This is a genomic window from Paenibacillus amylolyticus (assembly GCF_001570725.1).
Classification (GTDB): Bacteria; Bacillota; Bacilli; order Paenibacillales; family Paenibacillaceae; genus Paenibacillus; species Paenibacillus amylolyticus_A.
In genome coordinates, this window is the sequence record NZ_BCNV01000001.1 from 509957 (window position 1) to 535059 (window position 25103).

The 25103-nt window shown below is 42.2% G+C and carries 41 protein-coding genes; all 41 read left to right on the forward strand.

The features are described 5' to 3' along the window. Positions 1-59 precede the first annotated feature (59 nt). The 41 genes from PAHA3_RS02385 (at position 60) to PAHA3_RS02575 (ending at position 25054) form a co-directional block, all read left to right on the forward strand. The gene (locus PAHA3_RS02385; RefSeq protein ID WP_062833302.1) at positions 60-716 is read left to right on the forward strand and encodes a pyridoxine/pyridoxamine 5'-phosphate oxidase; all 657 of its coding nucleotides are present in this window, start codon (positions 60-62) and stop codon (positions 714-716) included. An 84-nt stretch (positions 717-800) separates the two neighbouring features. Beyond that, entirely contained in the window at positions 801-1376 is a 576-nt protein-coding gene (locus PAHA3_RS02390; protein WP_062833303.1) for a GNAT family N-acetyltransferase, read from the forward strand. Positions 1377-1640: 264 nt separating this feature from the next. Next, complete coding sequence (locus PAHA3_RS02395) at positions 1641-2627, forward strand: radical SAM protein (RefSeq protein ID WP_062833304.1); 987 nt, start codon at positions 1641-1643, stop codon at positions 2625-2627. 297 nt (positions 2628-2924) lie between these two features. Continuing rightward, entirely contained in the window at positions 2925-3938 is a 1014-nt protein-coding gene (locus PAHA3_RS02400; protein WP_062833305.1) for a phosphodiester glycosidase family protein, read from the forward strand. Next, positions 3935-4948, forward strand: coding sequence for a bifunctional glycosyltransferase family 2/GtrA family protein (locus PAHA3_RS02405; protein WP_062833306.1), 1014 nt, complete (start codon positions 3935-3937; stop codon positions 4946-4948). The genes PAHA3_RS02400 and PAHA3_RS02405 overlap by 4 nt, the downstream gene beginning before the upstream one ends. Before the next feature lie 136 nt (positions 4949-5084). Beyond that, positions 5085-5411 (forward strand): DUF962 domain-containing protein, encoded by a 327-nt coding sequence (locus PAHA3_RS02410; RefSeq protein WP_062833307.1) that lies wholly within the window; start codon positions 5085-5087, stop codon positions 5409-5411. An 88-nt stretch (positions 5412-5499) separates the two neighbouring features. Next, positions 5500-6210, forward strand: coding sequence for an AAA family ATPase (locus PAHA3_RS02415; protein WP_062833308.1), 711 nt, complete (start codon positions 5500-5502; stop codon positions 6208-6210). A 68-nt stretch (positions 6211-6278) separates the two neighbouring features. After that, on the forward strand, positions 6279-6767 hold the full coding sequence (locus PAHA3_RS02420; protein WP_062833309.1) for a cysteine hydrolase family protein: 489 nt from the start codon (positions 6279-6281) through the stop codon (positions 6765-6767). A 32-nt stretch (positions 6768-6799) separates the two neighbouring features. Continuing rightward, complete coding sequence (locus PAHA3_RS02425) at positions 6800-7036, forward strand: hypothetical protein (RefSeq protein ID WP_062833310.1); 237 nt, start codon at positions 6800-6802, stop codon at positions 7034-7036. A gap of 197 nt (positions 7037-7233) precedes the next feature. Beyond that, the gene (locus PAHA3_RS02430; protein WP_062833311.1) at positions 7234-7740 is read left to right on the forward strand and encodes a GNAT family N-acetyltransferase; all 507 of its coding nucleotides are present in this window, start codon (positions 7234-7236) and stop codon (positions 7738-7740) included. A gap of 34 nt (positions 7741-7774) precedes the next feature. After that, the gene (locus PAHA3_RS02435) at positions 7775-8242 is read left to right on the forward strand and encodes a hypothetical protein (RefSeq protein WP_062833312.1); all 468 of its coding nucleotides are present in this window, start codon (positions 7775-7777) and stop codon (positions 8240-8242) included. A 50-nt stretch (positions 8243-8292) separates the two neighbouring features. Beyond that, on the forward strand, positions 8293-8703 hold the full coding sequence (locus tag PAHA3_RS02440) for a hypothetical protein (protein WP_062833313.1): 411 nt from the start codon (positions 8293-8295) through the stop codon (positions 8701-8703). Between the two features lie 146 nt (positions 8704-8849). Next, entirely contained in the window at positions 8850-9332 is a 483-nt protein-coding gene (locus PAHA3_RS02445; RefSeq protein WP_062833314.1) for a hypothetical protein, read from the forward strand. Positions 9333-9433: 101 nt separating this feature from the next. Then, positions 9434-9739, forward strand: coding sequence for a hypothetical protein (locus PAHA3_RS02450; protein WP_062833315.1), 306 nt, complete (start codon positions 9434-9436; stop codon positions 9737-9739). A gap of 36 nt (positions 9740-9775) precedes the next feature. After that, positions 9776-10267 (forward strand): hypothetical protein, encoded by a 492-nt coding sequence (locus PAHA3_RS02455; RefSeq protein ID WP_062833316.1) that lies wholly within the window; start codon positions 9776-9778, stop codon positions 10265-10267. Between the two features lie 196 nt (positions 10268-10463). Next, positions 10464-10949, forward strand: coding sequence for a hypothetical protein (locus PAHA3_RS02460; protein ID WP_062833317.1), 486 nt, complete (start codon positions 10464-10466; stop codon positions 10947-10949). Positions 10950-10983: 34 nt separating this feature from the next. Continuing rightward, the gene (locus PAHA3_RS30325) at positions 10984-11127 is read left to right on the forward strand and encodes a hypothetical protein (RefSeq protein ID WP_167350839.1); all 144 of its coding nucleotides are present in this window, start codon (positions 10984-10986) and stop codon (positions 11125-11127) included. A gap of 69 nt (positions 11128-11196) precedes the next feature. Further along, positions 11197-11649 (forward strand): hypothetical protein, encoded by a 453-nt coding sequence (locus PAHA3_RS02465; protein WP_062833318.1) that lies wholly within the window; start codon positions 11197-11199, stop codon positions 11647-11649. Positions 11650-11682: 33 nt separating this feature from the next. Next, positions 11683-12186 (forward strand): DUF4188 domain-containing protein, encoded by a 504-nt coding sequence (locus PAHA3_RS02470; protein WP_062833319.1) that lies wholly within the window; start codon positions 11683-11685, stop codon positions 12184-12186. 119 nt (positions 12187-12305) lie between these two features. Continuing rightward, on the forward strand, positions 12306-12713 hold the full coding sequence (locus PAHA3_RS02475; RefSeq protein WP_062833320.1) for a hypothetical protein: 408 nt from the start codon (positions 12306-12308) through the stop codon (positions 12711-12713). A gap of 207 nt (positions 12714-12920) precedes the next feature. Continuing rightward, the gene (locus tag PAHA3_RS02480) at positions 12921-13367 is read left to right on the forward strand and encodes a LytTR family DNA-binding domain-containing protein (protein ID WP_062833321.1); all 447 of its coding nucleotides are present in this window, start codon (positions 12921-12923) and stop codon (positions 13365-13367) included. Next, the gene (locus tag PAHA3_RS02485; protein WP_062833322.1) at positions 13364-13774 is read left to right on the forward strand and encodes a hypothetical protein; all 411 of its coding nucleotides are present in this window, start codon (positions 13364-13366) and stop codon (positions 13772-13774) included. The genes PAHA3_RS02480 and PAHA3_RS02485 overlap by 4 nt, the downstream gene beginning before the upstream one ends. Before the next feature lie 15 nt (positions 13775-13789). After that, complete coding sequence (locus PAHA3_RS02490) at positions 13790-14188, forward strand: hypothetical protein (RefSeq protein WP_062833323.1); 399 nt, start codon at positions 13790-13792, stop codon at positions 14186-14188. A 131-nt stretch (positions 14189-14319) separates the two neighbouring features. Further along, entirely contained in the window at positions 14320-14601 is a 282-nt protein-coding gene (locus PAHA3_RS02495; protein WP_235599356.1) for a hypothetical protein, read from the forward strand. A 289-nt stretch (positions 14602-14890) separates the two neighbouring features. Further along, positions 14891-15430, forward strand: a complete 540-nt coding sequence (locus tag PAHA3_RS02500) for a nucleoside deaminase (RefSeq protein ID WP_062833325.1) — start codon at positions 14891-14893, stop codon at positions 15428-15430. Between the two features lie 219 nt (positions 15431-15649). Continuing rightward, a complete protein-coding gene (locus PAHA3_RS02505; protein WP_062833326.1) occupies positions 15650-15997 on the forward strand; it encodes a hypothetical protein in 348 nt (115 codons plus the stop codon). 237 nt (positions 15998-16234) lie between these two features. Beyond that, positions 16235-16744: a hypothetical protein gene (locus PAHA3_RS02510; RefSeq protein ID WP_062833327.1), complete on the forward strand. Its 510-nt coding sequence runs from the start codon at positions 16235-16237 to the stop codon at positions 16742-16744. A 62-nt stretch (positions 16745-16806) separates the two neighbouring features. Further along, positions 16807-17646, forward strand: a complete 840-nt coding sequence (locus PAHA3_RS02515) for a hypothetical protein (RefSeq protein ID WP_062833328.1) — start codon at positions 16807-16809, stop codon at positions 17644-17646. Positions 17647-17684: 38 nt separating this feature from the next. Next, entirely contained in the window at positions 17685-17870 is a 186-nt protein-coding gene (locus PAHA3_RS02520) for a hypothetical protein (protein ID WP_062833329.1), read from the forward strand. After that, positions 17855-18358, forward strand: coding sequence for an NUDIX hydrolase (locus PAHA3_RS02525; RefSeq protein WP_235599357.1), 504 nt, complete (start codon positions 17855-17857; stop codon positions 18356-18358). The genes PAHA3_RS02520 and PAHA3_RS02525 overlap by 16 nt, the downstream gene beginning before the upstream one ends. A gap of 49 nt (positions 18359-18407) precedes the next feature. Then, positions 18408-18923, forward strand: a complete 516-nt coding sequence (locus PAHA3_RS02530) for a nucleoside deaminase (protein ID WP_062833331.1) — start codon at positions 18408-18410, stop codon at positions 18921-18923. Positions 18924-18953: 30 nt separating this feature from the next. Then, complete coding sequence (locus PAHA3_RS02535) at positions 18954-19496, forward strand: GNAT family N-acetyltransferase (RefSeq protein ID WP_062833332.1); 543 nt, start codon at positions 18954-18956, stop codon at positions 19494-19496. A gap of 20 nt (positions 19497-19516) precedes the next feature. Next, complete coding sequence (locus tag PAHA3_RS02540; protein WP_062833333.1) at positions 19517-20182, forward strand: Type 1 glutamine amidotransferase-like domain-containing protein; 666 nt, start codon at positions 19517-19519, stop codon at positions 20180-20182. Beyond that, a complete protein-coding gene (locus tag PAHA3_RS02545; RefSeq protein WP_062833334.1) occupies positions 20175-21071 on the forward strand; it encodes a PhzF family phenazine biosynthesis isomerase in 897 nt (298 codons plus the stop codon). The genes PAHA3_RS02540 and PAHA3_RS02545 overlap by 8 nt, the downstream gene beginning before the upstream one ends. A 15-nt stretch (positions 21072-21086) precedes the next feature. Further along, positions 21087-21539: a GNAT family N-acetyltransferase gene (locus tag PAHA3_RS02550; protein ID WP_235599358.1), complete on the forward strand. Its 453-nt coding sequence runs from the start codon at positions 21087-21089 to the stop codon at positions 21537-21539. Positions 21540-21716: 177 nt separating this feature from the next. Next, positions 21717-21926 (forward strand): HIT family protein, encoded by a 210-nt coding sequence (locus PAHA3_RS02555; RefSeq protein WP_371327894.1) that lies wholly within the window; start codon positions 21717-21719, stop codon positions 21924-21926. A 174-nt stretch (positions 21927-22100) separates the two neighbouring features. Beyond that, positions 22101-22247, forward strand: coding sequence for a hypothetical protein (locus tag PAHA3_RS30330; RefSeq protein WP_167350840.1), 147 nt, complete (start codon positions 22101-22103; stop codon positions 22245-22247). A gap of 108 nt (positions 22248-22355) precedes the next feature. After that, entirely contained in the window at positions 22356-23135 is a 780-nt protein-coding gene (locus PAHA3_RS02560; protein WP_062833336.1) for a hypothetical protein, read from the forward strand. A 134-nt stretch (positions 23136-23269) separates the two neighbouring features. After that, positions 23270-23950, forward strand: coding sequence for a zinc dependent phospholipase C family protein (locus tag PAHA3_RS02565; RefSeq protein ID WP_062833337.1), 681 nt, complete (start codon positions 23270-23272; stop codon positions 23948-23950). 87 nt (positions 23951-24037) lie between these two features. Next, entirely contained in the window at positions 24038-24460 is a 423-nt protein-coding gene (locus PAHA3_RS02570; protein WP_062833338.1) for a hypothetical protein, read from the forward strand. Between the two features lie 27 nt (positions 24461-24487). Then, on the forward strand, positions 24488-25054 hold the full coding sequence (locus tag PAHA3_RS02575) for a GNAT family N-acetyltransferase (RefSeq protein ID WP_062833339.1): 567 nt from the start codon (positions 24488-24490) through the stop codon (positions 25052-25054). Positions 25055-25103 lie beyond the last annotated feature (49 nt).

Sequence of the window (25103 nt, forward strand, 5' to 3'; positions counted from 1 at the left end):
TGCTAGATCATGAGCGGATAAGTCACCTTAATTAGAAAATAGAAGATGGAGGCTATGACATGAACGATAAACCAATTGAACTGCTACAACATTTGAAGTCTTTATCTGGACCATTTCCAATGTGGGATATTGGGCAGTTGCCGGAGCGGCCAGGGAAGCTATTTTTGGAGTGGTTGAGATTGGCGGTTGAGAACGAAGTGAAGGAACCTCATGCAATGACGATCTCTACCGTGGATCAAGACGGTTATCCTGATGCGAGGGTATTGATTTTGAAGAACGTAATCAGCGAAACGTTCTATTTTGCTTCCAGTTCGGAGAGTCGAAAAGGGCAGCAGCTGAAGGAGAACTCTCATGTAGCCTTGACATTCTACTGGCCTTCCCTTGGAAGACAGATTCGGATAAGAGGAGTTGCGGAGGATCTGGGAGATGAAGCGGGCGCTGATGATTTCCGCAAACGTTCAGCTGGAGCGCGAGCAGTTGCCATGACAGGACATCAGAGTGAGGTTTTGGATAGTGAGGAAGTACTGGATAGTTCCATTGAAACTCAGAAAGAACGGATTGAACGTGACCCCAGTGTTATAACACCTCATTGGAGATTATATGCTGTGAATGCACAAGAGGTGGAGTTCTGGCAGGGAGATTCGGAGCGCAAGCATGTACGAGTCCAATATGTGATGCAAGATGGGCAGTGGAAGACACTCAGATTGTGGCCTTGATTTTACAACAGATGAGTTAGTCAATATGGACCGATCTGCCTGTGTGTTTCTTTTGTCCTACTAATTCTCTGGGAGGGTGATTCTATGAAAACGATTGAAAGTTATTTTGTCCCATTTCCGATATTAGAAACCGAGCGAACGTTACTCCGGCCTCTTACCTATGATGATCTGGAGGATATGTACAGTTACTGCGCTGTACCTGCTGTATCGGAATTCACCACCTGGGACGCGCATCAGAGCAAAGAAGATACAAAAGCTTTTTTGGATTTTGTCATGAGTCGCTATGAGACGGATCTAATAGGCCCATGGGGGATTGAAGATAAACACACCAAGAGGCTGATTGGTAGTTGTAACTATTTAGGGTGTGATAGCGATAACAGGAGAGTCGAGCTGGGATATGTATTATCTGATCAATATTGGAATCGAGGCTACATGACCGAGGCAGTGAAACGAATCATCCAATTTGGATTTGAAGAAGTGGGGCTTGAGCGAATCCAGGCCAGATGCTTGGTGAAGAACACAGGTTCCGCCAAGGTTATGGAGAAGTCAGGCATGCAATTCGAAGGTATTTTACGGAAGTACATGAGGGTGAAAAATGAACTTCAGGATCTGAAGATGTATGCTATTTTAAAAGAAGACTTCTATACTCGTGTTAAATAAAGAACGTGTTATTGAAAAGTCGTGTGTCATTTATCAGTAGTACACAATAAAAGCGGAAGTAAGAAAGAGCTTGAAATGCTGCATCAAACGGTCAAGGTTATCGTACTTTATATTGTCTAATTCAATAATTATATGCCAAGCTTTGGCCCATTCCTGATCGCTGAGGAAATGGGTTTTATTTTTGTTTTCAGTAAGCAACGTACATAATGTCATATCGTGAACCGGGTGCCTTTCGCTATAATCTTCAAGTTATTAAAACTTGGAATGAATGAAGGAACCAGGAGGTACAACGAATTGATAGCAAAAAACAGATATAAATCACTCGAACTGGAAACACCCGGCGTATATGAGCTGGAAGGGCTTGAGGTGGGAGTGACATCGAACTGCAATTATAAATGCGACTATTGCTGCGCCTACAATCGGGATGATGGAGCTTGCATCGGTAGTCAGGAAGTCATCCGTATTATTCGTGAGCTGCCTCATCTCAAGCGAGTTCGATTGTCCGGGGGTGAAGTCACTCTGAAATACCAGGATTGCGTGGAGATCGTGAAGTATTGTGCGGCACATGGCATTGATACGCAATTGAACAGTAATGCCAGTCTGCTGACCAAAGAACGGATTCTTGCGTTGCGTGATGCAGGCTTGTCCAACATTCATATCTCTTTCAATTATACGGATGCGGAGGCCTATGCTGCGTACTACCGTGTGCATCCTCGCATGTATGAGAGACTGGAGCAGAATATTCGTTTGTGTACGGAAGCTGGTCTGGAGACGGTATTGGAAACGTTGCTGTTTGAAGGTAACCAAGCGAATATGCAGGCTATTAGCGATAAGGTGTATGACCTGGGTGTGCGCATCCATGAGATCCAGAACAGCATTAAGATGCCGCATACCGAATGGACCCAGATTGTATCCAAAGAGTCCCTTGTTCGATCTGTTACGGAGCTGATAGAACATAAAAAACCAGATACAACGCTCTATTTCACCTGTATGGACCGGTTCGCTGAACAGTTGAATTTGCGTGAACAACCCGGCGTGTATTTCTCGAATTGTGTGGATGGCACGAAACAGCTGCACCTACACGGTAATGGGGATATTCTTATCTGTGAGTTATGCCACCCTGTCGTGATTGGCAACATCTACAACGGAACGTCGTTGAAGGATATCTATGCCCAACAGCCACCGGCGTTAACGGAATTTTTGGAAAAGCGGCCTTGTCCCGCGTACGATGCTCTTTTTGCAGATGCATAACAGGAAGCTCTGACGAAGATGTTTTGATATGTAAGCTGAGCGAGATATGTACACGATATCAGTGCAATTTAAGGTTCTATAGATTGAAAATCAAGGTGATCTGATTTCCTCAGTGGGAAAAAGGATCACCTTATTTTATTGAACTATTCATTCACACAATAACAGCGATTGGAGGGTTGTTCTGTCATCGTAGTGTCAGTGTGAATGTTCTTTAGTTCAATTGATGTGGTTTCAGATTCATTTAAGCTACTCGGCCTAATATGGCTTTAAGAACTTAGATGAAGAGGTGAGCTTCACATGATGAAGATCTATGAGAAACCAACCCGGAAAGACCCACATAAACGACCGATCTCCCCAAGAAAGCGCAGATGGCTCATCATCACACTTGTCATCGTGCTTGCGGTAGGTGGAATCCTGTACAGCCTGGCTGACCGTTACCTGATCCGGCATGTGCAGGTTGTTGTAGCGGATGAGAACACGGCAACGGCAACAACGGGCACTGACAATGATTCCAGCAATACTTCGACCACCGCAACTGAAGTGAATGCAACATCAGATGATTGGAATTATTCGAGTGATGATATGAAAGTCAGTATTGAAAAGGTACAGACTGGTTCAGGCTCGGATCAGATTACGTATTATGTCGCCGATGTTCAGCTAACGGATGCAAGCAACCTGCAAACGGCACTAGCAGACAACAGCTTTGGAACGAATATTACCGAAAATACATCAGAGATTGCCGCAGCCAACAATGCGATCTTTGCCATTAACGGTGATTACTACGGATTCCGCGATGATGGTGTCATTATCCGCAATGGAACATTGTATCGTGACAGCCCAACCCGGGATGCACTCGCCCTGTTCAACGACGGTACGATGAAAACATATAACGAGAACGAAATTTCTTCCTCGGAACTGCTGGCCGAAGGTGCAACCAATACGCTATCCTTTGGACCGATTCTGATTCAGGATGGCGAGATCGTCAGTGATTTTAGCAGTGTGAAAATCGATAACAACTTCGGCAACCGCTCCATCCAGGATGCGAATCCAAGAACAGCGATCGGCATGATTGCTCCGAATCATTACGTCTTCGTAGTGGTGGACGGACGGCAGGACGACAGCCGTGGCATGACTCTGGCAGAACTGGCCGATGTCATGAAAGGCCTCGGAGCAACTGAAGCCTACAATCTGGACGGCGGCGGTTCATCCACGATGTATTTTATGAGCAGAGTCGTCAATAATCCGCTGGGACGTAACCAGGAACGTGGCGTAAGTGACATTCTATATCTGACGGAGGGACAAGGATCATGACGATATTAATTCCATCATATGAACCCGATGTACGTTTACTGAATCTCGTTCTGCAACTGCAAACATTCAAACTCGGACCCATTGTGATTGTGGATGATGGCAGCGGTCCCGGTTACCGTGGAATTTTTGAAACGGCAGAAGCCTATGGCTGTACGGTCCTGACACATCCCGTCAATCTGGGTAAGGGCAGGGCGTTGAAGACGGGCTTTCAATATATTAAGGAGTACGGACCTCAGGGCGGTGTGGTATGCGCAGATAGTGACGGACAGCATTTGCCACATGATATTAAGCGTATCTTCGAAGTGCTGCTCGCACAGACGACACCGGGAATTGTACTCGGCAGCCGTCGCTTCAGCGGTAAAATTCCAGCACGCAGCCGTTTTGGCAACACAGTCACACGGGCGGTCTTTTCACTCACGACAGGTACCAAAGTATATGACACGCAGACCGGTCTACGCGGTTTTCCTTACGCCATGCTGGACTGGTTGAACCAGATTCCGGGGGATCGGTTTGAATACGAGATGAACATGCTGTTAACGGCACACAAGGAAGGGTATGAGATTACGGAGGAGTTCATAGATACGGTGTATCTGGATCACAATGAGTCCTCCCATTTCCGCCCGTTGGTCGATTCATTCCGGATCTATATGCCAATCCTGATGTTCAGCACATCTTCGGTACTATCCGCTCTAATTGATTTTGGATTACTATTCATCATCCAGTATTTCACGCATAATCTGTTTCTGTCGGTAGTCGCAGCAAGACTGTGCAGCTCCATCTTCAACTATACGATTAATCGGAAATATGTGTTCTCCACAGGACGAACTTCGAAGATTCGGCAGTCTTTGCCCAAATACTTCTCACTTGTCCTACTCGTACTGCTATTAAACTATGGTTTACTGTATTTTTATAATGAAAAACTGATTATCCCGCTGCTCGCAGCCAAGCTATTGACCGAGGTGTCCATCTTCCTGTTCAGCTATTGGGCGCAGCGCAGATTTGTATATTAACCTGAAGAGAGAGTGAGCCTATGGCTTGCTCTTTTTTTGGTTGAAACGGTTTCATATGAACCCCGTTATAGGGTACGATGGAGAAGAGTGAACGAAAAGCAGTGATCACAGATCAAGGTGAAATGGACGTGAACCGATGTTGAATCGTGTGCGCAAGGACTTGCGTTATTACCTTCAGGAGCATCAGGATCGGAACAACCGCATTTTGCATTATTTCGCGTTTTTGTCGGCCTTTGTGGCATGGATTTTTCTGTTTATTGATATCAAACTCACGCTGCTACTCGCTGTCATTCATTACGCTTTATCCTGGATTGGGCACTTCTATTATGAAGGCAATAAACCCGCAGCTTTTCGTTATCCTCATATCGGTTTTTATGCCGGGTTTACCTGGTTTTTCATGAAGACAATGGAGATCATAACCCGCAAGGATATCATTCGTCCGTGGCTTGACCAATCAGATTGAACTGAATGTGAATAGGAAGTTAAGTGCGAAGTTGGTGTGTAAATATTCTTTAGTTGAACTTATATAAGATAAATGTGGGAGGATGATTATGTATCTTCGAAGTGTGGAACTCATGTCGGCCAAGATCGAGAATCGGGACCAATATCCTTTTGACATCCCCGCGATCCAGTCCTTGGAACGATTGGAGCTTACGAATAACATTACTTTTTTTGTAGGTGAAAATGGTTCTGGGAAATCTACGCTGCTGGAAGGCATCGCTCATCAATGTGGATTCAATACCGCAGGGGGCGGCAGGAATAATGCTTATGAGACACATGCTTCGGAATCCTCGCTGGGGAATTACTTAAGACTGGCATGGCTGCCCAAAATAACGAATGGCTTCTTCATGCGCTCGGAATCTTTCTATCAGTTTGCATCACATGTGGATGAGATGCCAGAGTCGCTTCAATATTATGGCGGGCGTTCATTGCATGAACAATCCCATGGAGAATCTTTTCTCAACCTGTTCGTCAACCGCTTCAGTTCCAAAGGCATCTATCTGCTCGACGAGCCCGAAGCCGCTTTATCTCCAGCTAGGCAGCTCTCCTTATTGCGTATCCTTCATGATCTGTCAGGCACTTCGCAATTTATTATTGCGACGCACTCACCGATTTTGCTGGGATATCCGGGGGCGGAAATTTTAAGTTTTGACGATAGCCATATTCAAGAGGTAGCCTATGAGGATACTGATCACTACCAGATTACCCGTAGCTTTCTGGAGAACCGAGACCGGATGCTGAATGAATTATTTAAGGATTAAGTTATCCGTGTAAACAAGGGAAGATACTAAACCATGCAACGTAAAATTTATTTATGAGGAGAGATAGGATGAAAGTAGGTTTGCTCATTGTTGATATGCAAGAGAGTATTGTACGGAAAAAGATGGACCAGAGATCGATAGACCATGCCTGCGAGTACATTAATCATGTGGCTAACGTGCTGCGATCGAATGATCATACGGTCGTTCACGTGCAGGATGTGGAGGGCATGGAGGAGGCAGCGTCAGATGAGTATCGCATCATTCCCGAGGTGGATGTGAATGAGAAGGATCTCACCGTTACCAAGGAAGCTTCCAATGCCTTCTGGCAAACGGATCTGGAGCAGGTGTTGAAGAGTCATGGCATTGAATTGGTGATTATCGCCGGCTTTGCTGCAGAGGAATGTGTTCTATTTACCTACAACGGAGCAATGGAGCGAGGATTCCGTCCGGTGATGTTGCAAAATGGAATTCTTAGCACCTATCCCGAAGCGGTGATTTCAATGTACAGAGATCGTAATGTGATCTCATATCCTGTAGTTGATTATCTGATTCAATAAGTGTTGGCTACATGCCAGTGGAGGTGATGGTTATGAACGTGCTTAACGTTGCTTTTGTCCTATTGATCTCATTGGCAGGAGTTGTTTTCGGTGTTCAGGGGTTGAAGAAAAAATCTCCAGTCATGATGTATATCAGTGTAATATTTATTTTCGTTCCTATACTTCTTTTCATGGATTGGTTGACGTTCTTACCTTTTATCGCTCCCGCAGCGCTTGCCAGTGGATACTTGGTGAAAAATAAAGATAAGACCAGTAATCGGACTCTGTAGGGAGTCTTTTTTTGTACATATGTGCATGTCGACCGTGAATGTAAGGTTACTCTATGGTTTAAACCAAACTTTGCCTATATCTGCTGGGGTTGAAAGGATATATTGGAAGCAGGACACAGGAAAAGCACTGTGGACATCGGTAAGGTCGTGTATGGATCGCTATCTAACTCATTAATTAAGGGAGATGTGTGCTGAAGATGAACGTACAAATCACGAGCATTTTGCCAGAGCAGAAGGAATTGTTTCTTAACCTGTACAACTTGTATTTATATGATCTGTCCGAATTCTCGGGCGAAGATTTGCGTAAAGAGGGCACATATGATCCAACGAACACCTATCTATATCTGGAACGTGATGAATTACATCCGTTTTTGATTCAGTATGAAGGGAAGGTTATTGGATTCGTACTGGTGTGCTCACCTCCATATGTGCCAGAAGATGTGGATTATACGGTGCAAGAGCTGTTCTTGGTGAAAAAATATCGCGGACAGGGGCTAGCAGCGCAAGCGATTGACTTGGTTTTTGCTCAATTTGAGGGCACATTCCAAGTAGAACAGCTTGCTAACAATGCGGCAGCAGTTTCATTCTGGAAAAAGTATTATGAGCAACATCAGATTAAATATACTGAGTCTGCATATAACATTGAAATTGACAACATCGCTGGCAGCCACCGGATTTTGTCCCAGACTTTTGTGCGTGGATGATGGTATAGAAGTATGAAGGGAGCAAGTTGGTTAAATGTCTAAAGAGCAATATTTCAAGGACCTCGAAGAAATTATTCATGATGTGATCTATATAGGTACTTCAGATTCAGAACTTCAGAAAGAAATAGAAACGAATATGTGGTGTATTTCAATTTCAGAAGAAATGTCTAATGAGGTGAGCTTGAGTGATTTTCGTGGTTTGATTATGGACGTCATAGCCAAGCGCCAGAATCAGGTCAATCATTCGAATATGCAGAGAGGAATGATATTTTATCTATGGTTTGATTCTATGGCGAGTCAATTAAGATTTAATCTAATCTCGGATAGCAATAAGAAGCTACCTTTCAGATGCAAAACTCAGAATGTGAGTGAGCCTGATGAAATTATAGATCTTTTTTTGAAGTCGAATGTTTATGGTGAGATAACCCAAGATACGAATGAAAATGATGTAGATAATGAATACGTATTAAAGGTATATACACAATATTTAGATAAACAGTAAGACGTATATCATAGGAATATTTTGAATATTTAAACTAGAAGGTGATTAGCTTGTTTATTATCGTAGCAACCAAGGGGGACTTGAAGTGGATTTCAGGTGTGTTTCAGGGAGAAGATGTAGCTAGACTGTATATGGATCTCATACCTGATGAACTTAAGGAATACCAGGAATTCGTTCAGGTAGAGAACATCACATATCCTTTTTATATTATAGAGCGTCAGGAATCTCCCTTTAGGTTTCTCGGCAAAGCTGAAGTGATTTCACTTTTTCATAATACAGATGTGTCAGATGACGAAGATGAGGTGCACTTCAATATTTACACGATTGATTCCGACTATAGACCGAAGAAACCAGGTACAGACTATATGGGCATATTGAGACATGATCATGTGACCAATGAATTTATAGCGATGTATCGTGAAGAAGGAACAGAGTTTCTGAGTAAAAGAAGGATTTTCTAAATGTAATGAATTTTTTCTCAAGGTCCTATGTGCTTCTCCTGAGTTGGGAGATAGATAGGATCTTTTTCAATTTCCATTTTCCAAGACATGGGTTATGATGAATTAAGAGGAGTCTATGGGAGTGAAGTGTTTGAGGGGGCATAAGCATGCCGAAGCATCATTTTGTTATTGAAAACAAAGCGGAAGTAAACGAGTATATCCATACTTCCTACTCTTGGGACTCTCAGGACTTGATACATAAAAGTGGGTTAACGCCAGAGAATCATGCGACCCTGGAAGACGAATTTATTGCATACATCTATGATTCCCTTCAATGGTTGGATACATGGAATCCGTACACCTGTACGAGATGTAGTGGACTGAACAACTATGGAATAACCGTTATTGAAGAGCAGAATGCATTGTTGAAGTTTCAACAACTGATTCGAGTCTGGATTGATCTATTTAGCCATGCGACTGATCCGATTGTTCTTACAGGGAATTACAGTAATGATGGAGAAGATCAGAAGGGCTACTATGAGAAACTCGTGTACAACAAAGTCGAATTAATCAACGAATTACATAAGCTTGCGAACATGGCAAAGTATGCTGAGGTAAATGGAAAATGCATTGTGCATTTTGGAATATGAAATCTAATTCTTTTATTTGGGGATAAACAAAAAAAGAATTGCTATACTTGTTGTTTTCAAAAGTCTATATGAGATTGATATTATCACTAAGAGGTGTAGGAATGGAACAAAACAAAATTAAAGCATACCAAACATTAATATACCAAGCGTTTTTAGATATACGTGTGATTGCATCCAAGTTAGCATATCCCTCAGTTGTAGATGTCGAGGATACTAAAAGAAGTAGTTTACTCATATTTCACATGACAAATGCTTTTCACAATCTTGCATTGTCTCTGGCCGAAGACACAATTTCAAATTGTGAAGATGACTTTTGGAGTAGAATACAGTTTATCAATAAAGAATTTCCTGAGTCGATACATTATAAAGACCTATTTAATCAGTTGATTCAAAATTCAGACTGTTAATGTAAATCCATTCTAATAAAGAAGGGAGTTTTTTTATTGCCTTGGCCAATGGTTCATTTTGCAATTGCATCCGAATTGATATCCGAGCCATCCCCTGAATTGTTATTGGGAAGTCTCGCTCCTGATTCTATCCACGTAAGAACCAACACCCGTACCGAAAAAGCAAAAACTCACCTCATGGCAGAGGCAGGAAGATTCGCAACAGACGAAGAGCTTGAAGCCTTTTTTGAGTCCAACAAAAAGTTGGCTTATAGTGATCCCAAATTCATGCAATATCTGTGCGGTTACATCGCCCACATCTATACGGACCGAGTGTGGACATTCGATATATATCCTACATATGAAGTTCATCCCAATGGAAGAAGCGTGTATACGCAGGATGTCTCAAAGCTGGAGTTTATGATTTTACGGAATTGGGACGGGGCTCGTGAATGGTTAAATGAGCTGAACGTGGGAAGAGCATTTGATTTAGGTGGATTGCTGAATCTGAGGTGTATCAGTATAGGGGAGAGAAACTTGAGTTTTTAACTGACTCTGACAACGAACCCTTGGGTGATTTAAATATTTTATCCATGGAAGCTATGGAAGAGTTCATACATACAACAGGATTGGCGCTAAAACGATTGTATACCGAATGGAATGTGTATAAAGATTTACGCATCGATGTATAAGTAAGGAATAACAAGGAGCGTGAACCCAAATCAAAAGAACGTTCTACATATGTATGTTGCTGTTGATTATAGTCGCTGGATGTAGTTCACCCAGTAAAGAGATCGATCCGATCCAACGTTTGAAAAAGTACGATACCGCTCAAGAAGCCATTCTGCAATATGTTAAGTCATATCATATGACTGGTCCAGTAGCACAGATTAGTACAGGAAATGAGGATCGTCAGTTGGTTTTCACGGAGTCCAGTAAGAGAACGTATTCTATCGGTGAATTACTCGAAGTCGAAGGACAATACGCAGTAGCTAAGCTTTCAGCTGACGTGAGACTAAGCGAACTCGCGTGGGCGAAATGGAGTTTCCCTACATTGGATGAGCAGGAATATACGATAACTATTTCCGATGAAGAAGAGCCGGATTCTGCACAATATATGAAGGAATTTGGATTGTATGTACATGTAAGCGATATACCTAACGACAACAATATACTCACTACTTCACCTAATATCATTAACTTCTATAATTCGATTGAGGTAGAAGAATAAGGCTTTAATTTTAATTTAAAAAGGAGACCCTATCATGCAAAAAACAATAATTGAACTATCTGATCTGATGAAGAAGTATCCTAAGAGTGCGGCATTTTTATTATCTATCATTGTGTTAAATTTGGTTTATGCCTTTGGTAAAGATATCGGGGCGTGGCTTTACCACCTGACTCATTAGAATATTTGTAATGAAAGGCATGGTCTCCAATTAATTCTGCATCATAGAATCACATAAAGGAGGATTTCTATGGACATCGTTATGACGCTTGAACCGCACGGATGGCTGGATATCCTGGTTCAACCTGATCAGGGAGAACCGATTGAGATTCCGGTTTCTTTTTTGTCGGATGCGGTTGAGGAGATAGCACGTCAAATCGTTGCATTGCACAAAGGAGCCACGGAGGTAACCATGACCATGCAGACCGAACCTGGAGAATATCGATTCTGGATCAAGAAACGTTCGCAGGTAATCGTTCAATTTATGGTGTATGAGATGAGTGATAACTTTAGCACGGAAGCCGTCACAGAGGGGCGATTACTTATGTCCGAGGAGCTAACCCTGGTCAAGTTGACCAAGCTGTTCTATAGAGAATTAAGCAAATTAAAGGAAATGGGACCCGAGGAATATCAAAAACGGTGGAGTTTTGAGTTTCCCCTGAATGCCTATGAGCGGATAGGAAGGGTCGTCCAGATCCGATGAAATCGAATGTTTTTGAAGAGAAGGAGGGATAACGTGGCGTACATACATAAGGGAAGATATTCAGCTCAGATTGAGGGAGAATTTGTTGTTTTTATTATCGGGATGAGGATTAATCGTCTATGGGCTATACATAAATGGCTGCCTGTTTTTAAGTCCATGGGCCCGATGATTAAAGAGCTGTATATGAATCCGGAGACCGGATTTCTCAGTACAGAGTATTTTATAAGCTGGCGTGGGGTGACCCTGTTACAATACTGGCGCTCTTACGATGAGTTGGAGAAATACGCACGGGGTGGACTGCACTTGGAAGCTTGGAAAAGATTCAACCGCTCCATTGGTTCCGATGGAACCGTAGGGATCTATCATGAAACATACAAGGCTCAGTTGGGTTCCTTTGAGACCATATACGCCAACATGCCCAAATTCGGATTAGCTAAAGCGTCTGAACATGTGCCTTCGACAGGGAAGATGGAGACATCCAGACGCAGAATGGGCGGAGAGAATGACCCGGCAGTGAAAGCACCAGAGAATCCTTAAAGTGGTGAACAGAGAGGGGAATGTTATTGAAGGCTAGAGTGCGAGTAGAAGATATACATTCAAAGCAACTTAGCTGGTTATGTATTGAACCGATGCTTATTTCTGTACGGGGCAGAGATATGACCGCCAAAACAGAGATATACCGACAGTTACATGAAGGGCAACAAGCCTTATTTCTGTTCTATTCCTATCACAATCACACGAAGAGTCTGGCAGAGTTTTATTGGTTTTCGGCATATAACATCATCGAGATCAAGAGCTGGAATGGAATTAAAAATGGGATGCACTTTTTTCATTTAGATGAAATGGTAACTGTACTGGACCAGATAGAAAGTCTGATCACGGACAAAAACAGAGTGGATGAAGCATGGCGTGAGGTGCTGCCAACAGATCTGGAGAAGGACCCGATATTACTTCAGAGAACAGAGGCATTATATGCTACCTATCGGACTGTGGCACAAGCAGCTATTACACACATGAATGAGATGATTCTTCAAAATCAGGAGATGTATCTGGAGGTTGAGTAGGTTAAGGCAGCAACTTGATAAAAAAGAATAGCTCATGCCTTGAATGCTCTGGAAGATTACATGGAAGAACTGCTCTTATGGAGTGGTTCTTTTTAGTATCTAAGCAATGCCAATGCAACAAACTTGCAAAATCATGCAACAAAACGCAATACAGTGGGACTGCCGTAACTATGCTAGTAATATGAGTTGTGAGAGGAGGGGCAACACGTGAAAGTCATTTTTGAAGAGGACATAGCAATTGGTAAAAAAGTGGCCAAGGTCATAACTCATCCTTCGGAGAAGTCGAAGTGGGATCGTATTCAGAAAGCGATTGGCCAGTCCGAAATCCAACTAACGGTCATCCATGCCAAGAACAATCGCAACGTACAGATACAATTAAGCTCGGTGGTCGCCATTGAGTCGGAGGATCGGATGTGTTGTATACGTGTGATTACAGGCGAGAGATACTTGCTTAACAAACGGTTGAAATTTGTAGAAGAGGACCTGAATGACGTTCATTTTGTAAAAATCAATAATCAAACGATCATCAATACGCGGTACATCACCGCATTCTCTGCAACAGACCAAGCTCGGATTAAGGTGGATCTGAGCGATAGCTCCAGTTACTTTGTCAGCCGATTTTATATCAAAAACTTTAGGGGGAAATTATCATGATTACTCAACTTAGACATTCTTTTTTTCAAGTATTCACTATAATGACGCTATGGATCACACTCTTGGCTACAATATTCTTTGATGATCTGCCCATTCAGATGTCCTATTTATGGAATATAGCGGGTATTTCTTTCATTGCAGCTGTGGTGTTTGGAATGATGTATAACATACTGTGGAACTATTTTACGTTAAAACCGATATGGAATATCGTCATTTCTTCCACATTCAATATTGCAGGAGGTATGGCAATGGTATGGTTGTTCTCGGTAGACATGTTCCAATTCATCGCTCCCTGGTTCCCCGGCATGTGGTTGCTATCTATCGTGCTGCACGTCATCGCTTTTTATTTTTATGCTAGAATGGATAGCAGGAAAAAAGCGGAAGAGTTAAACAACATTCTCAAGTAGGTAAGGGGAACAAATATGAACGAGGAAGAAATGTTGGAGTTATACGGATTGGAGCCTGATGACATCCATCGAGAGCCGATCCGACAGCTGCTTCAGCAAGAGATTGAGAACCGAAAGTCAGAGGATAACGAGGTTCTGAGACTATTGTGCATTATGTTGTTCTGCATCGGAAATGTGGAGGACACCACGCTGATCTGGCAAGCCAAACGGAAGAATCAGGACACAGGTAGTTATATTGATGTGCAGTTATTATGTGGAGCGGGATATGAGCAGACTTTATTTTATCTGGAAAATATGGACCGGGAACAGGCGCATGAGGAGTTGCTTTACCTTAGACAGTGCGAGCCGTATGACTTTGTTGATTTTTCCAAAGCGGAATGGGTCTCAGACTATAAACAATATTATGGTGTTTAATATATGAGAACACTGGAAGGAGAGGTACTATGCCAAGTTTGCATGACAACATCATACTAAGTTACGAAGTCGATTTAGAGAACGAAAGGATCAGGATGCATACTTGTTCGAGCCATGAGGTGCCAAAAAATATGGATGTTTTATTCTCTGGAGTAATGGCCCATGCGTTTGATACACCGCTGCATGGCAGCATTATTTTGGATCTAGATGAGTGGGACATAGAGCATTTTATCCCTCATAATCGAGAGTTGTTAGAGTCGGGGAAGGGCTACGGTTGGCCTGTCAGTTATGTTTCCTATGAGGAATTGCAAATCCGGCTGATCGAGGAGAAATACAAGTACATGGTGATCTCTTCCTCGTATGGATTGAGTGGGTGGGTTTTGGCGAAGAACGTAGAGATTCAGTGGGATTGAGACTTAATCCACTAAGGAATCAGATATTTCCAATATGTATGTCAGAAAATGCTTAGAATTTTGGTGTTTTCGATGTATTTGGAAACATAAGTTGCCCGTGAGTCCTCGTCAGGACGACTTATGATAATTAAATTTAGACAGCCTACAAGTAATCGGCTGTCTTTTTTATTAAACTAACTGGCATGTTAGTGTAACCGAGCAAGAAAAAAATCACTATATGGAAAAGGAGTAGAAGTATATTTCTGGAATATATTATTATTGGGAATTATTAAGATGGGATGTGTATAAGATGGACAAGCATTACGAAAACCTTTTGTTAGCTTTTGAAGAAGCAGAAAAGGCTAGAGATGAAGGGACCTTTCCTATCGGTGCAATTATTGTTGATGCGGATGGTTCAGTTGTCAGCCGAGGAAGGAACAGAGTTTTTTCAAGCTGTGATTCTACAGCTCACGCCGAAGTGGATGCTATAAGAAAAGCCGGAAATATGATACTGCATCTTGAGAGTAAGAAATTTATTCCTAAGAACGAACTTACCTTATATACTACCTGTGAGCCTTGTCCCATGTGCACAAGTACAATCGTATTGTCTTTGATTAAAAAAGTGGTTTGGGCTGCTAATGATAAGGATATAGGTGCATTTAAAAAATTCAAGGAATTAAATAGCGAATTACCTATTTATAATGATCTGTTCAAAGACATCGAGTTTGTTGCAGCTCCTTACAGAGATTTAGAATTGAGACAAAGAAAAATGTTAGCAGAATGGAACAACAGCCGAGGATATACTGATACCCATTGGAATGATGAATTAGCAAATGAAACTGTTCAATAATAAATGAAACTTTGCACCTGATATATTAAGCTAACGGGAAACGTTAGTTGAAGAGTCAATGAAGTAGTCTGTAGTTTTATAGACTGTTCATTTTTCGTTGATTTATCCATTTGTTTTAGGATATACCGAGATCATACTGAAGTGCTCATCACGTATTGGAAGCATAATTTTACCAAATGAAAAACTTGTGGGTAAGTTGCAAGAAACGGGGTGAATTCGATGAAGACTGAATACGCGCAACAGGGTAACAAGATGAGGAAAGGACTAAGAACGGCCATGGTTATGCTTTTTATTCTGTTCGTTATTCTCGTCATGACCAATCCAAACGAAGAGGATTTTGTTGCCTGGCTCTCAAGTGAACATGCCATCCATTCTTCATATGATGTGGCTGATGGCAGGACGTTTACGCAGACAATCGACGGTGACGAAAAGAGGCTTCACTACAAAGGTAGACACATACGCCATATGGGGATATTTTCAACATATAGTTATCTTTTCTCGGATAATGAAGAAAAAGAGATCGTGATTGGAGCGGTTGGCATAATGAAAATGCTATTTAATACATAGTTAGATTGACTATGGACAGTTAGAAGTTAGGAAAAAGTTCTGCTGATATCCACGCTCTATGCATGATATAACTTGTGCAGAGAAGCGTGATTTTGGCGTGAGATGCCTTATATGCAGAAATGGCTAATTTCGTTCGTTCGCAAATCCCACATTATGGGTTATGATGTACCTTGAGAGAAAATTTTACATAGATAGGAAGTCTTCTTATGTAGACGATTGCTGATTGGAGGACGGAATATGAAAAAGTTAATCCTAGTTTCATTATTGTTTCTACTTCTGGTTGCTTGTCAGAACCAGACAAACACTGAAGATGCACAGCAAACAATAGATTCCTCAACCTTAAATGTCACAGATAAAGAGGCACAACAGAATGAAGAAATATCGACATCCCAAGAGAAGGAAGAAATCCCACCAGAGTACCTCGATGAAACAAGTTATAACGGGGACCAATTGGAAATTGTCAAACTGATGAATGCACGTATGCGTTATTTATACGAAAAGGATGAAGTAGCATATATGAGTCTGGTTGATCCTGAATCTCCTATATTAGGTATGGGAAGATACACAGTTCTCAAGGTTACTTCCATGAGCGACATAACGATACAGGAGCAAAAGAAGCTCTATCAGGCAGTGGTGATGATTAACGAGTTAAATGAGAACGACGAAGAGTATAGCAATACGATGGTGTTTTGGAAAAAGAAAGAAGATGGCGATTCTGCGCAATGGGTTATTGCAGATATTGATTGATAACATAGTGGCTGATAGATGGAAGATCCATATAATCACACAAAATGAAGGATGATGTACTGATGGCTAGGAGATTAATACTCATTGAAGGATTACCGGGTTCAGGCAAGTCAACGATTGCCAAGATGGCATCCGAAATCCTGATAGGTCAAGGCAAGCAGGTACAACTATTTCAGGAAGGAAACCTGGATCACCCTGCTGATTATGAAGGCGTTGCTTTTTATCATGCTGAAGACTTCAAGGCTTTATTGAGCACGCATGAAGATTACAGAGAGGTTCTGGAAAGCAATGCGATTGCCTATGATCAAAATTTCCTGATTCCATACCGTAAGATGAAAGAACAACGGGGAATAGATCTGCCCGACCAAGTCTTACAGGATATTTTCAGCCGAGATATTTACGAAATTCCTTTTGAACAAAATGTTAAATTGATCACCGAGAAGTGGCAGAATTTCACTGAAAACCTGTTAAGAACGGATGATGACTTCATCACGATATTTGAATGCTGTTTTATCCAGAATCCACTGACCATGGGTCTTGTGAAATGTAATCAATCCAAAGAGCAGAACGTGCAGTATGTATTGGAACTATGGCGTATCATTCATGCTCTGAATCCGCTTCTCATCTATATCGACCAGCAGGATATATCATATACATTTGATAAGGCGGTCAGTGAAAGACCAAAGGAATGGTCAGAGGGCTTCATTAATTATTATACGAATCAGGGATTCGGGCAAGCGCAGGGTTATCAGGGTGTTCCGGGTACGGTGCAGGTTCTGCAGGAAAGAAAAATGTTGGAGTCCGAAATCTATGGCTTACTTCAGATGAATAAGGTATGGCTGGATAATTCGGATTATGACCGCGAGGTTTCAAGGCGTAAACTAGAAAAGATTCTGAAGTAACCATAATAAAATACGAATACATACCGGAGGACAGTTCTATGACATTTTATGAAGTAGCCCTAATTGCAACAACCGCAATCTTAATTATTATAGGTGTTCGAAGCAAACGGAAAGTAATTCTTAGATGGGGTATAGCGAGTTTGATTTTATTGCTCGTACTTATCATCCCGTCATTCATCATGGGATTCATGGATGGATTGTCTGATGGATGGTCAGCGAGATGAGTAATTCAGAAAACAAAAATATATCGTATGAGCAGCATAATAACAAATTCAACTTTCGTGTGGCAGGTATTGTGATAGATAAGGGGAGAGTTCTTTTGCATACGACTGAAAAGGATGATTTCTGGAATCTGCCCGGAGGGCGGGTAGAATTGAACGAGACAACAGAAGCGGCTATTGTTCGAGAGATGATGGAGGAACTGGGTGTTCATGTAGAAGCGCAAAGACTCGCATATGTTAGTGAAGATTTCTTTGAATATGATGGCCTGAAGTATCATGAAGTTGGTTTTTATTATGTCATCACATTGCCGGAAGCCCATAAGCTATACAGCCAAGTTGAGTTCAATGGCCTAGAAGATAACGGTAAGCTAATCTTCCGATGGTTCTCCTTGGACGAACTAGAGCAGATGGAAGTATATCCTGTGTTTTTGAGAAAGGAACTGACTAATCTCCCTGATGCAAAAAGCATCAAACACTTCGTTCAGAAATAGAGGGATATGTTTTGTAGGTGATCTATAACTGTACTTAGGGGGACTTTCAATGAAGTTATCGGATTATGAATATTTAACTTTGGCTCTGGAAGAAGCAGAACAATCATTTACTGAAGGAACGTATCCGATTGGTGCGATAATCGTGGATGTGGATGGGATTGTCGTGAGTAAAGGCAGAAACCGAGTTTTCTCGGATTGCGATCCCACCGCACATGCTGAGGTGGATGCCATTCGTCGGGCAGGAAAACATTTGCTGGATGTAGAGAAGAAGAGATTCTCGAAGAAGAAAGACTTGACGCTTTACACTACCTGTGAGCCTTGTCCCATGTGCTCTTGTACCATATTAATGTCGGGCATTAAAAAGATTGTATGGGCAGCAGATGATGAAGAATATGGCGGGCTTCGACGTTTCAAGGAAGGGCCTCATTTTATCCATATGTTTGACACGTTATCCTGTGTTGCGGCTCCCTATCTTGATTTGGAAAATAGACAAAGAGCTTTACTCGCCAAATGGAATATTGGTAGAGGGATGCTTAATACAGAGTGGGAGATTCCAAAGCAATGATCATAATCCAAAGAAAGGAGATGAAGCCACATGGAGTTCGTGGGAGAGAAGGTAAAAATAACAACAGTGAAAGAGCAGGACCTCAACTTCATTGGTCAACTTGAATGTGACACAACCATATGGAGTTTTGAAGAGAACGTTGAAACTCATGAGGAAAAGGTCCGTGAGAAATATCGCAGCCATTTTGCTGTCGCAGATGAGAAACCGTATGCCTATGATTTCGTTATACGCCGCTTGAATGATCCGGAAGATACACCCATTGGTATTGTTCAGATGTGGAGTTATGTGGATTACCGAAAAAGCTGGGAACTTGGATTCGCAGTACTTTCAGGGTACGCAGGCAACGGATATGGGAGCGAGGCTACCCGTCTTTTGTTACAATTTGCATTTCAAGAGTTACAAGCTCATAAGGTCGTCGGCATGTGTAATTCACAAAACGTTCGCTCAGCTGCACTGATGAAGCATGTGGGTATGACTCGGGAGGCCGTATTCCAGGAAGAACTGTGGTGGGACAATCAGTGGACAGACCAGTATTTCTTCTCGATTTTGGATAGAGAGTTTAAGCCAGTCTAATAGGTAAGGGAGGAAATAAAATGACTACGTTGGTTCTCCTAAGTGATCTGGTATTCGAATCTAACGATAAATTGGATCAGAGAATACGAAGCTTGTTCGACAGTGAACAACCTTCCATTGGATATATCCCTTCAAGTTCCGACCCGGAACGAATATATTTTGAACACACTAGACGTTACTATAATCAAATAGGAACAGATAACATTCAATATTATGATCTTGATCTGGAGTATGAGGAGAGCACATTTGGCGCTATTTTCGAATGTGATGCGATTCATCTATCCGGCGGAAATACGTATTATTTTCTAAGTTTATTACAGAAGAGAAATGTGCTTGGTTTGCTGCGTTCCTATGTGAATAGTGGCGGCATTTTGATCGGGGTCAGTGCAGGCAGTATTCTGATGACACCTACGATCGAGATAGCTGGGTATGGTGAAGATGCAGATGAAAACGATGTGGGATTAGTTGATATGAAAGCACTGGGGCTCGTTAAATTTGAGTTTGCACTGCACTGGGACGGTTCTGAAGATACCCTGAATTCATTAAGAGAATACACGCGTATTAACCGTACAACGGTCTATGCGTGCCAAGATGGTGGCGGGGTTGTAATAGATGGTGAAAGTGTAGAGTTATATGGAAATGTACGTCTCGTAGATTACAGAGAGAGTAGGTCTGATCATGAGTGAGGTTACGGTCTATCATTATGATGCTTTCTCTACAGTTCCCGGTCAAGGTAACCCGGCAGGAGTGGTTTTTGATGCGGATCATTTAAGTGAGACGGAGATGCAGCAGATCGCTTATAAGGTTGGTTTTAATGAGACGGTATTTGTGTTGAACTCGGAAGTAGCTGACGTCAGATTACGTTATTTTACGCCGGGTCATGAGATTAATCTGTGTGGTCATGCCACAATGGCATCACTGTATGGTATGAGGACACGAGGTATGTTGGGTGACAAAGAGTTAATCACGATTGAAACCAATGTAGGTCTATTACCCATACGATTTGAGCACAATGCCGACACCATTTACATGGAAATGAAACAGGATCAGCCGCAGTTTATACCGTTCCAGGGTGATATCGAGAAGCTGGTGAGCGCCATAAACCTCACTCTGGATGATGTCGACCATTCTACGCCAATCGTTTATGGAAGTACAGGAACCTGGACGTTATTAATCCCAATTCGTGAACTAAGCTCTTTTACGAAAATGAAACCGGATTCTTCCCTATTCCCAGGAATTTTACTTGAAAACCCCAAAGCTTCGCTGCATCCCTTTTGTTTCGAAACCCGTGATTCCGATGCGATGATGCATGCCAGACATTTTTCCTCACCTTACTCAGGTACGACGGAAGATCCAGTGACTGGAACAGCCTCCGGGGTCATGGATGCCTATTATTTAACGTATGTGAAACCGGAGATCGATGAGGTACAGTTTGTGGTAGAACAAGGGCATGAGATTGGTAGAGATGGAAAGGTTCAAGTGAGTGTGATTCGGGATGGTAAGGATATGGATGTCAGAATGAAGGGGACGGCTGTTTTTGTGCGTGAACTGAACGTTGAACATACAAAAGTATGAAGGGAGATTAACATTTTGCAAATTATTGATATTCGGCAGAAGCCGGACGTGCTGCAAGAAGCAGTACAGTATTTTTGGAAACAATGGGGCTCGGAATCGAGCTTCCATTTCTATCAAGATTGTATAGAGCGTTCTGTGGATACAGAGAGTGATGTGCCAAGATTTTATGTGATGTTGGATGGAGACCGAATTATTGGTGGGTACGCCTTATTACGAAGTGATCTGAATAGCAGACAGGATCTCTTTCCCTGGTTTGCATGTCTTCATGTTGATCCAGAATATCGGGGCCGAAACCTGGGTGGACAACTTCAGACCCATGCATTAAATGAGGTGAAAGCAAAAGGGTATGACAAGCTCTATTTGTGTACTGATCTGACCGATTATTATGAGAAAAATAACTGGGCCTATATCGGTAAAGGATATCTGCTGGATGATGAAGAGACGAGAATTTATGAATATAAGATTTGATAGTATAAACGAAGCAGTTGCGTCAGGGAAAACAGGTATGATTTTTCATAACTTCAATACGCATTAAGGCAGGATATATATTAGAAATGAGTAGAGAGGGGAGAGCAAGATGACGCAGGACTTCTATTGTGATGAGGTGCTGAGTGGTAAAACGCAAGTCAATACGAACACCATATCGTGGTGATTCCCAAGATTCATATCCAGTCATTCATTTCCCAAGAAGAAGAGAATAATGATGAACTTTTATTGGAAATGATGCGTGTCATTAAAAAGATTGCTGCTGACATGTTAGCTCAGACAGGCTCATCGAAGATTGTAACTAACTTGGGCAGTTATCAAGACTCGAAGCATCTGCATTGGCATATAGTCAGTGGTGAACGAACTTAGGAAACTGTATATCGGATTAACAAACTTCCACCGTTCACATACGGATGTGGAAGTTTTTTGTTTTGAACCAATAAGCACGCTAAGCGACTCTTACATCTACCCAAAAAATGAACTAAAGAAAAATATGCTAGAATAGGGAGTTGTGATTTAAAATGTGAAATAGGAGGAATAACAATGATGATTACGATATTTCTAATGTTGATTAATGTGTTGTTATATGGACTGGGTGTGTATGCGCTGATCCTGTTTATTAAGCTTGCCCGACGCGGGATTCAGGCACTGGATATCTACCTGTATGAGAAACGCGGAGAGCGCTTCTAACGTTCACCATCTCATACTCGAACAGAATTATCATTTTTCTCTCAGTGTTTTATCTTTCCTATTCTAGTATGATTAACGCATCAATCCAGTAAAGAGAGGGTTAATGACATGGATGCTTTTTTAGAGCAAATTAACGAGTTAAACGAGCTTCAGAAAGACTTGGTTAGCCTACATCCTTTGTTTGCAGAACATTATCCAGTGGTTGTAGCCTATGAAGCTTTATTATATATCTATGATTATTCGTCCAAAACGCAACAATATGAGTGGGTGAAGACGGTACCGGACGATTTATATATTCCAGATGAATGCCTTGCTGCGATGCCGGTGCACCATATGGACGGACGAATGTGTGCGATTGTAACGGATGCAGCGTTCAAAGATCTGAAGCAGAAAGTCTATCTGTTCCACGAATATGTTCATTGTTATGTTTATGAGAAATATGATGAACGGATCGTCAACCGTCTCAAGATTAAGCATAAAATGGACCAACTGAAGCGTGTAACATGGGAACTGGATTATGAGTTTCCGTATGAAGATGAAGTCGTTGTGGAACGGATTAACTCATTGTTGTCTGCTTTGAAGAGTAAAGACCTGACACAAGTACACACAGCTAGAAAGGCGTTGTTCACTTCATTAAATGAAGAACAAGCGGAGTACTGGAGTTGGCTGGAGTGGAACGAAGGTTACGCAAGGTATGTTGAGAATCTGATTCGGGCAAAATTTGGACAGGAAAGTAATCATTTTGGAGATACAGCTCCGTTCAATCGTCTGGTATTCTATGAGTGTGGATCGGAATATATTAGCCTGCTCGTGAAGGAACAGCCGGAGTACCATATGGATCTGGAGCAGTTGTTTGACCGGATGCAAGTGGAGAGAATAGAGGGTTAATCACGAACTTACGGTGAAAAAAGGTGGAACATAGCGAAGTTTATCTATTCCGGTGATCTGTACGTTGCACCCGTAGGTTATATCGTTTTATCCTAAGTCAGTAGAATACTACCCGATAAAAGGAGATTATTTCTATGCCGCTACCTATGGTTCATCTCAATATTGCTAATCGAATTGCAGAATCTCTGCAAATGCAGTTTGGTCGAGATTCATTCTATCTGGGGAACATCGCCCCGGATTCCATACATATGCGTGAAGGCACAACCAGAGAGGACAAGAAATACACCCATTTTAACCCGAAAGATAATGGAGATTACCTTGGTGGACTGAAGGAACTATACTCATTCTATATGCAACAACTTACCGATGAAGGATGGAAGTGGTTTGTGCGCGGGTACTTTATGCATGTGTTGACAGACTATTACTGGTTCCGAAGTGTGCATCCTGAATTCGTCGAACGGGTCAATAAGGCAGACCAACACACAGGAAGTAGCAGATCGAAGGATGAACTGGCGCGTTTATATTACCAGGAGACGGACCAGATCGATTTCAATATCTATCAAGGTTCAAGTTGGAGTGAAGAAGTGTGGCAGGTGCTCAACAGTTCACCAGGCTATGACATGATGGATCGTTTAACTGCGGATGAGATTATTCGCTGGCGGGATCACACGTTTTCATTTCTAAATGGGGAAGAACCGGGAATTACTCCTGAGTTCATTACGGGTGAGAGGGTTCAGGTATTTGTGGAAGAGACCGTAGAGCGACTGATGGCTATGTTGTCTTCATGGGACCCGGAGTTACGTAACTGGATATGACTACGGATATTTAGATAGTTCAGTTGAATCACTAGATGCTGTAATCGTTACTTCTCTATTCATTACGAAGTCAGGGAGGCAGGTGGTATGGTGAATTATGTAGGATGCTTGATGGTGCTCGTCATTGCTACATTCATGACAGGATGCAGTCAACCGAATGAAGCGGACTCGGAAGAAGGGCTTCCTGTGCTGATCACTTTAACCTGTAATCCAAACCTCACTTTGGAACCATGCCAAGATGTTGAGTTTGATCGAGCTGACGAGATTCGGATCATGATGGAGGCCATACATAAGGCAGAGCGTTTGCCGGGTAATCTCAATTATGGCACACAGTACAACATGAGCATAACGAATGGGGATGGCTCGGTAACACGGTATGATTTTTCACTAGGAATGGATCCCAAGATGCAGGGCCTCTTAGTAAACCAGGAAGACACGTCTACCGGGTATAGTATATCCCTTGAGGATGCTAACCAATTAAGAAGACTGATCCAGCGACGTACAGATTAAGAAGGTATAAGGAATGGAGAAGAACCTGTGGATGACAAAATTACTATTGAACCTTTGACGCAAACGGATGCGGATGCAGCGTGTCAGGTGTTTGAAACAACGATCCCCGCAGCATTCGAACAGGAGGGCATAGGCTCGCTACTGGATGATATCCAGCATGAAATAGCACATAAGAGAGCATTAATTCACACTGCATTGCAGCCAGATCATAACAAGGAAGCAAATGTATTTTTCCTCGTGGCCAAAATGGGTAAGTCCATTGTAGGCACAATTTCGTATGGACCTTGTGGTGAGGAGATTCGAGAATGTACAGATCAACGGCTGAATGATATCGGAGAACTGGGTAGCCTGTACGTTTTGCCCGAGGTTCAAGGTCAAGGGATTGGTTCAGCGCTCATTCTAGCACTGGGTACTGAACTTCAGCGGCTGGGTATTCAGCAATTCTGCTTAGATAGCGGCTATCGAATCGCACAGCAGAAGTGGCAACGCAAATTCGGTGAACCCTATGTGGTGGCGAAGAACTATTGGGGCGAAGGAACAGATCATATGGTATGGTTATGCAAAGTACAGGATTTTATAGTAAAAGTAAAATGAACAATAGAGATGACGACCTGTGCTATACAGGGGTCATCTCTTTTACTAA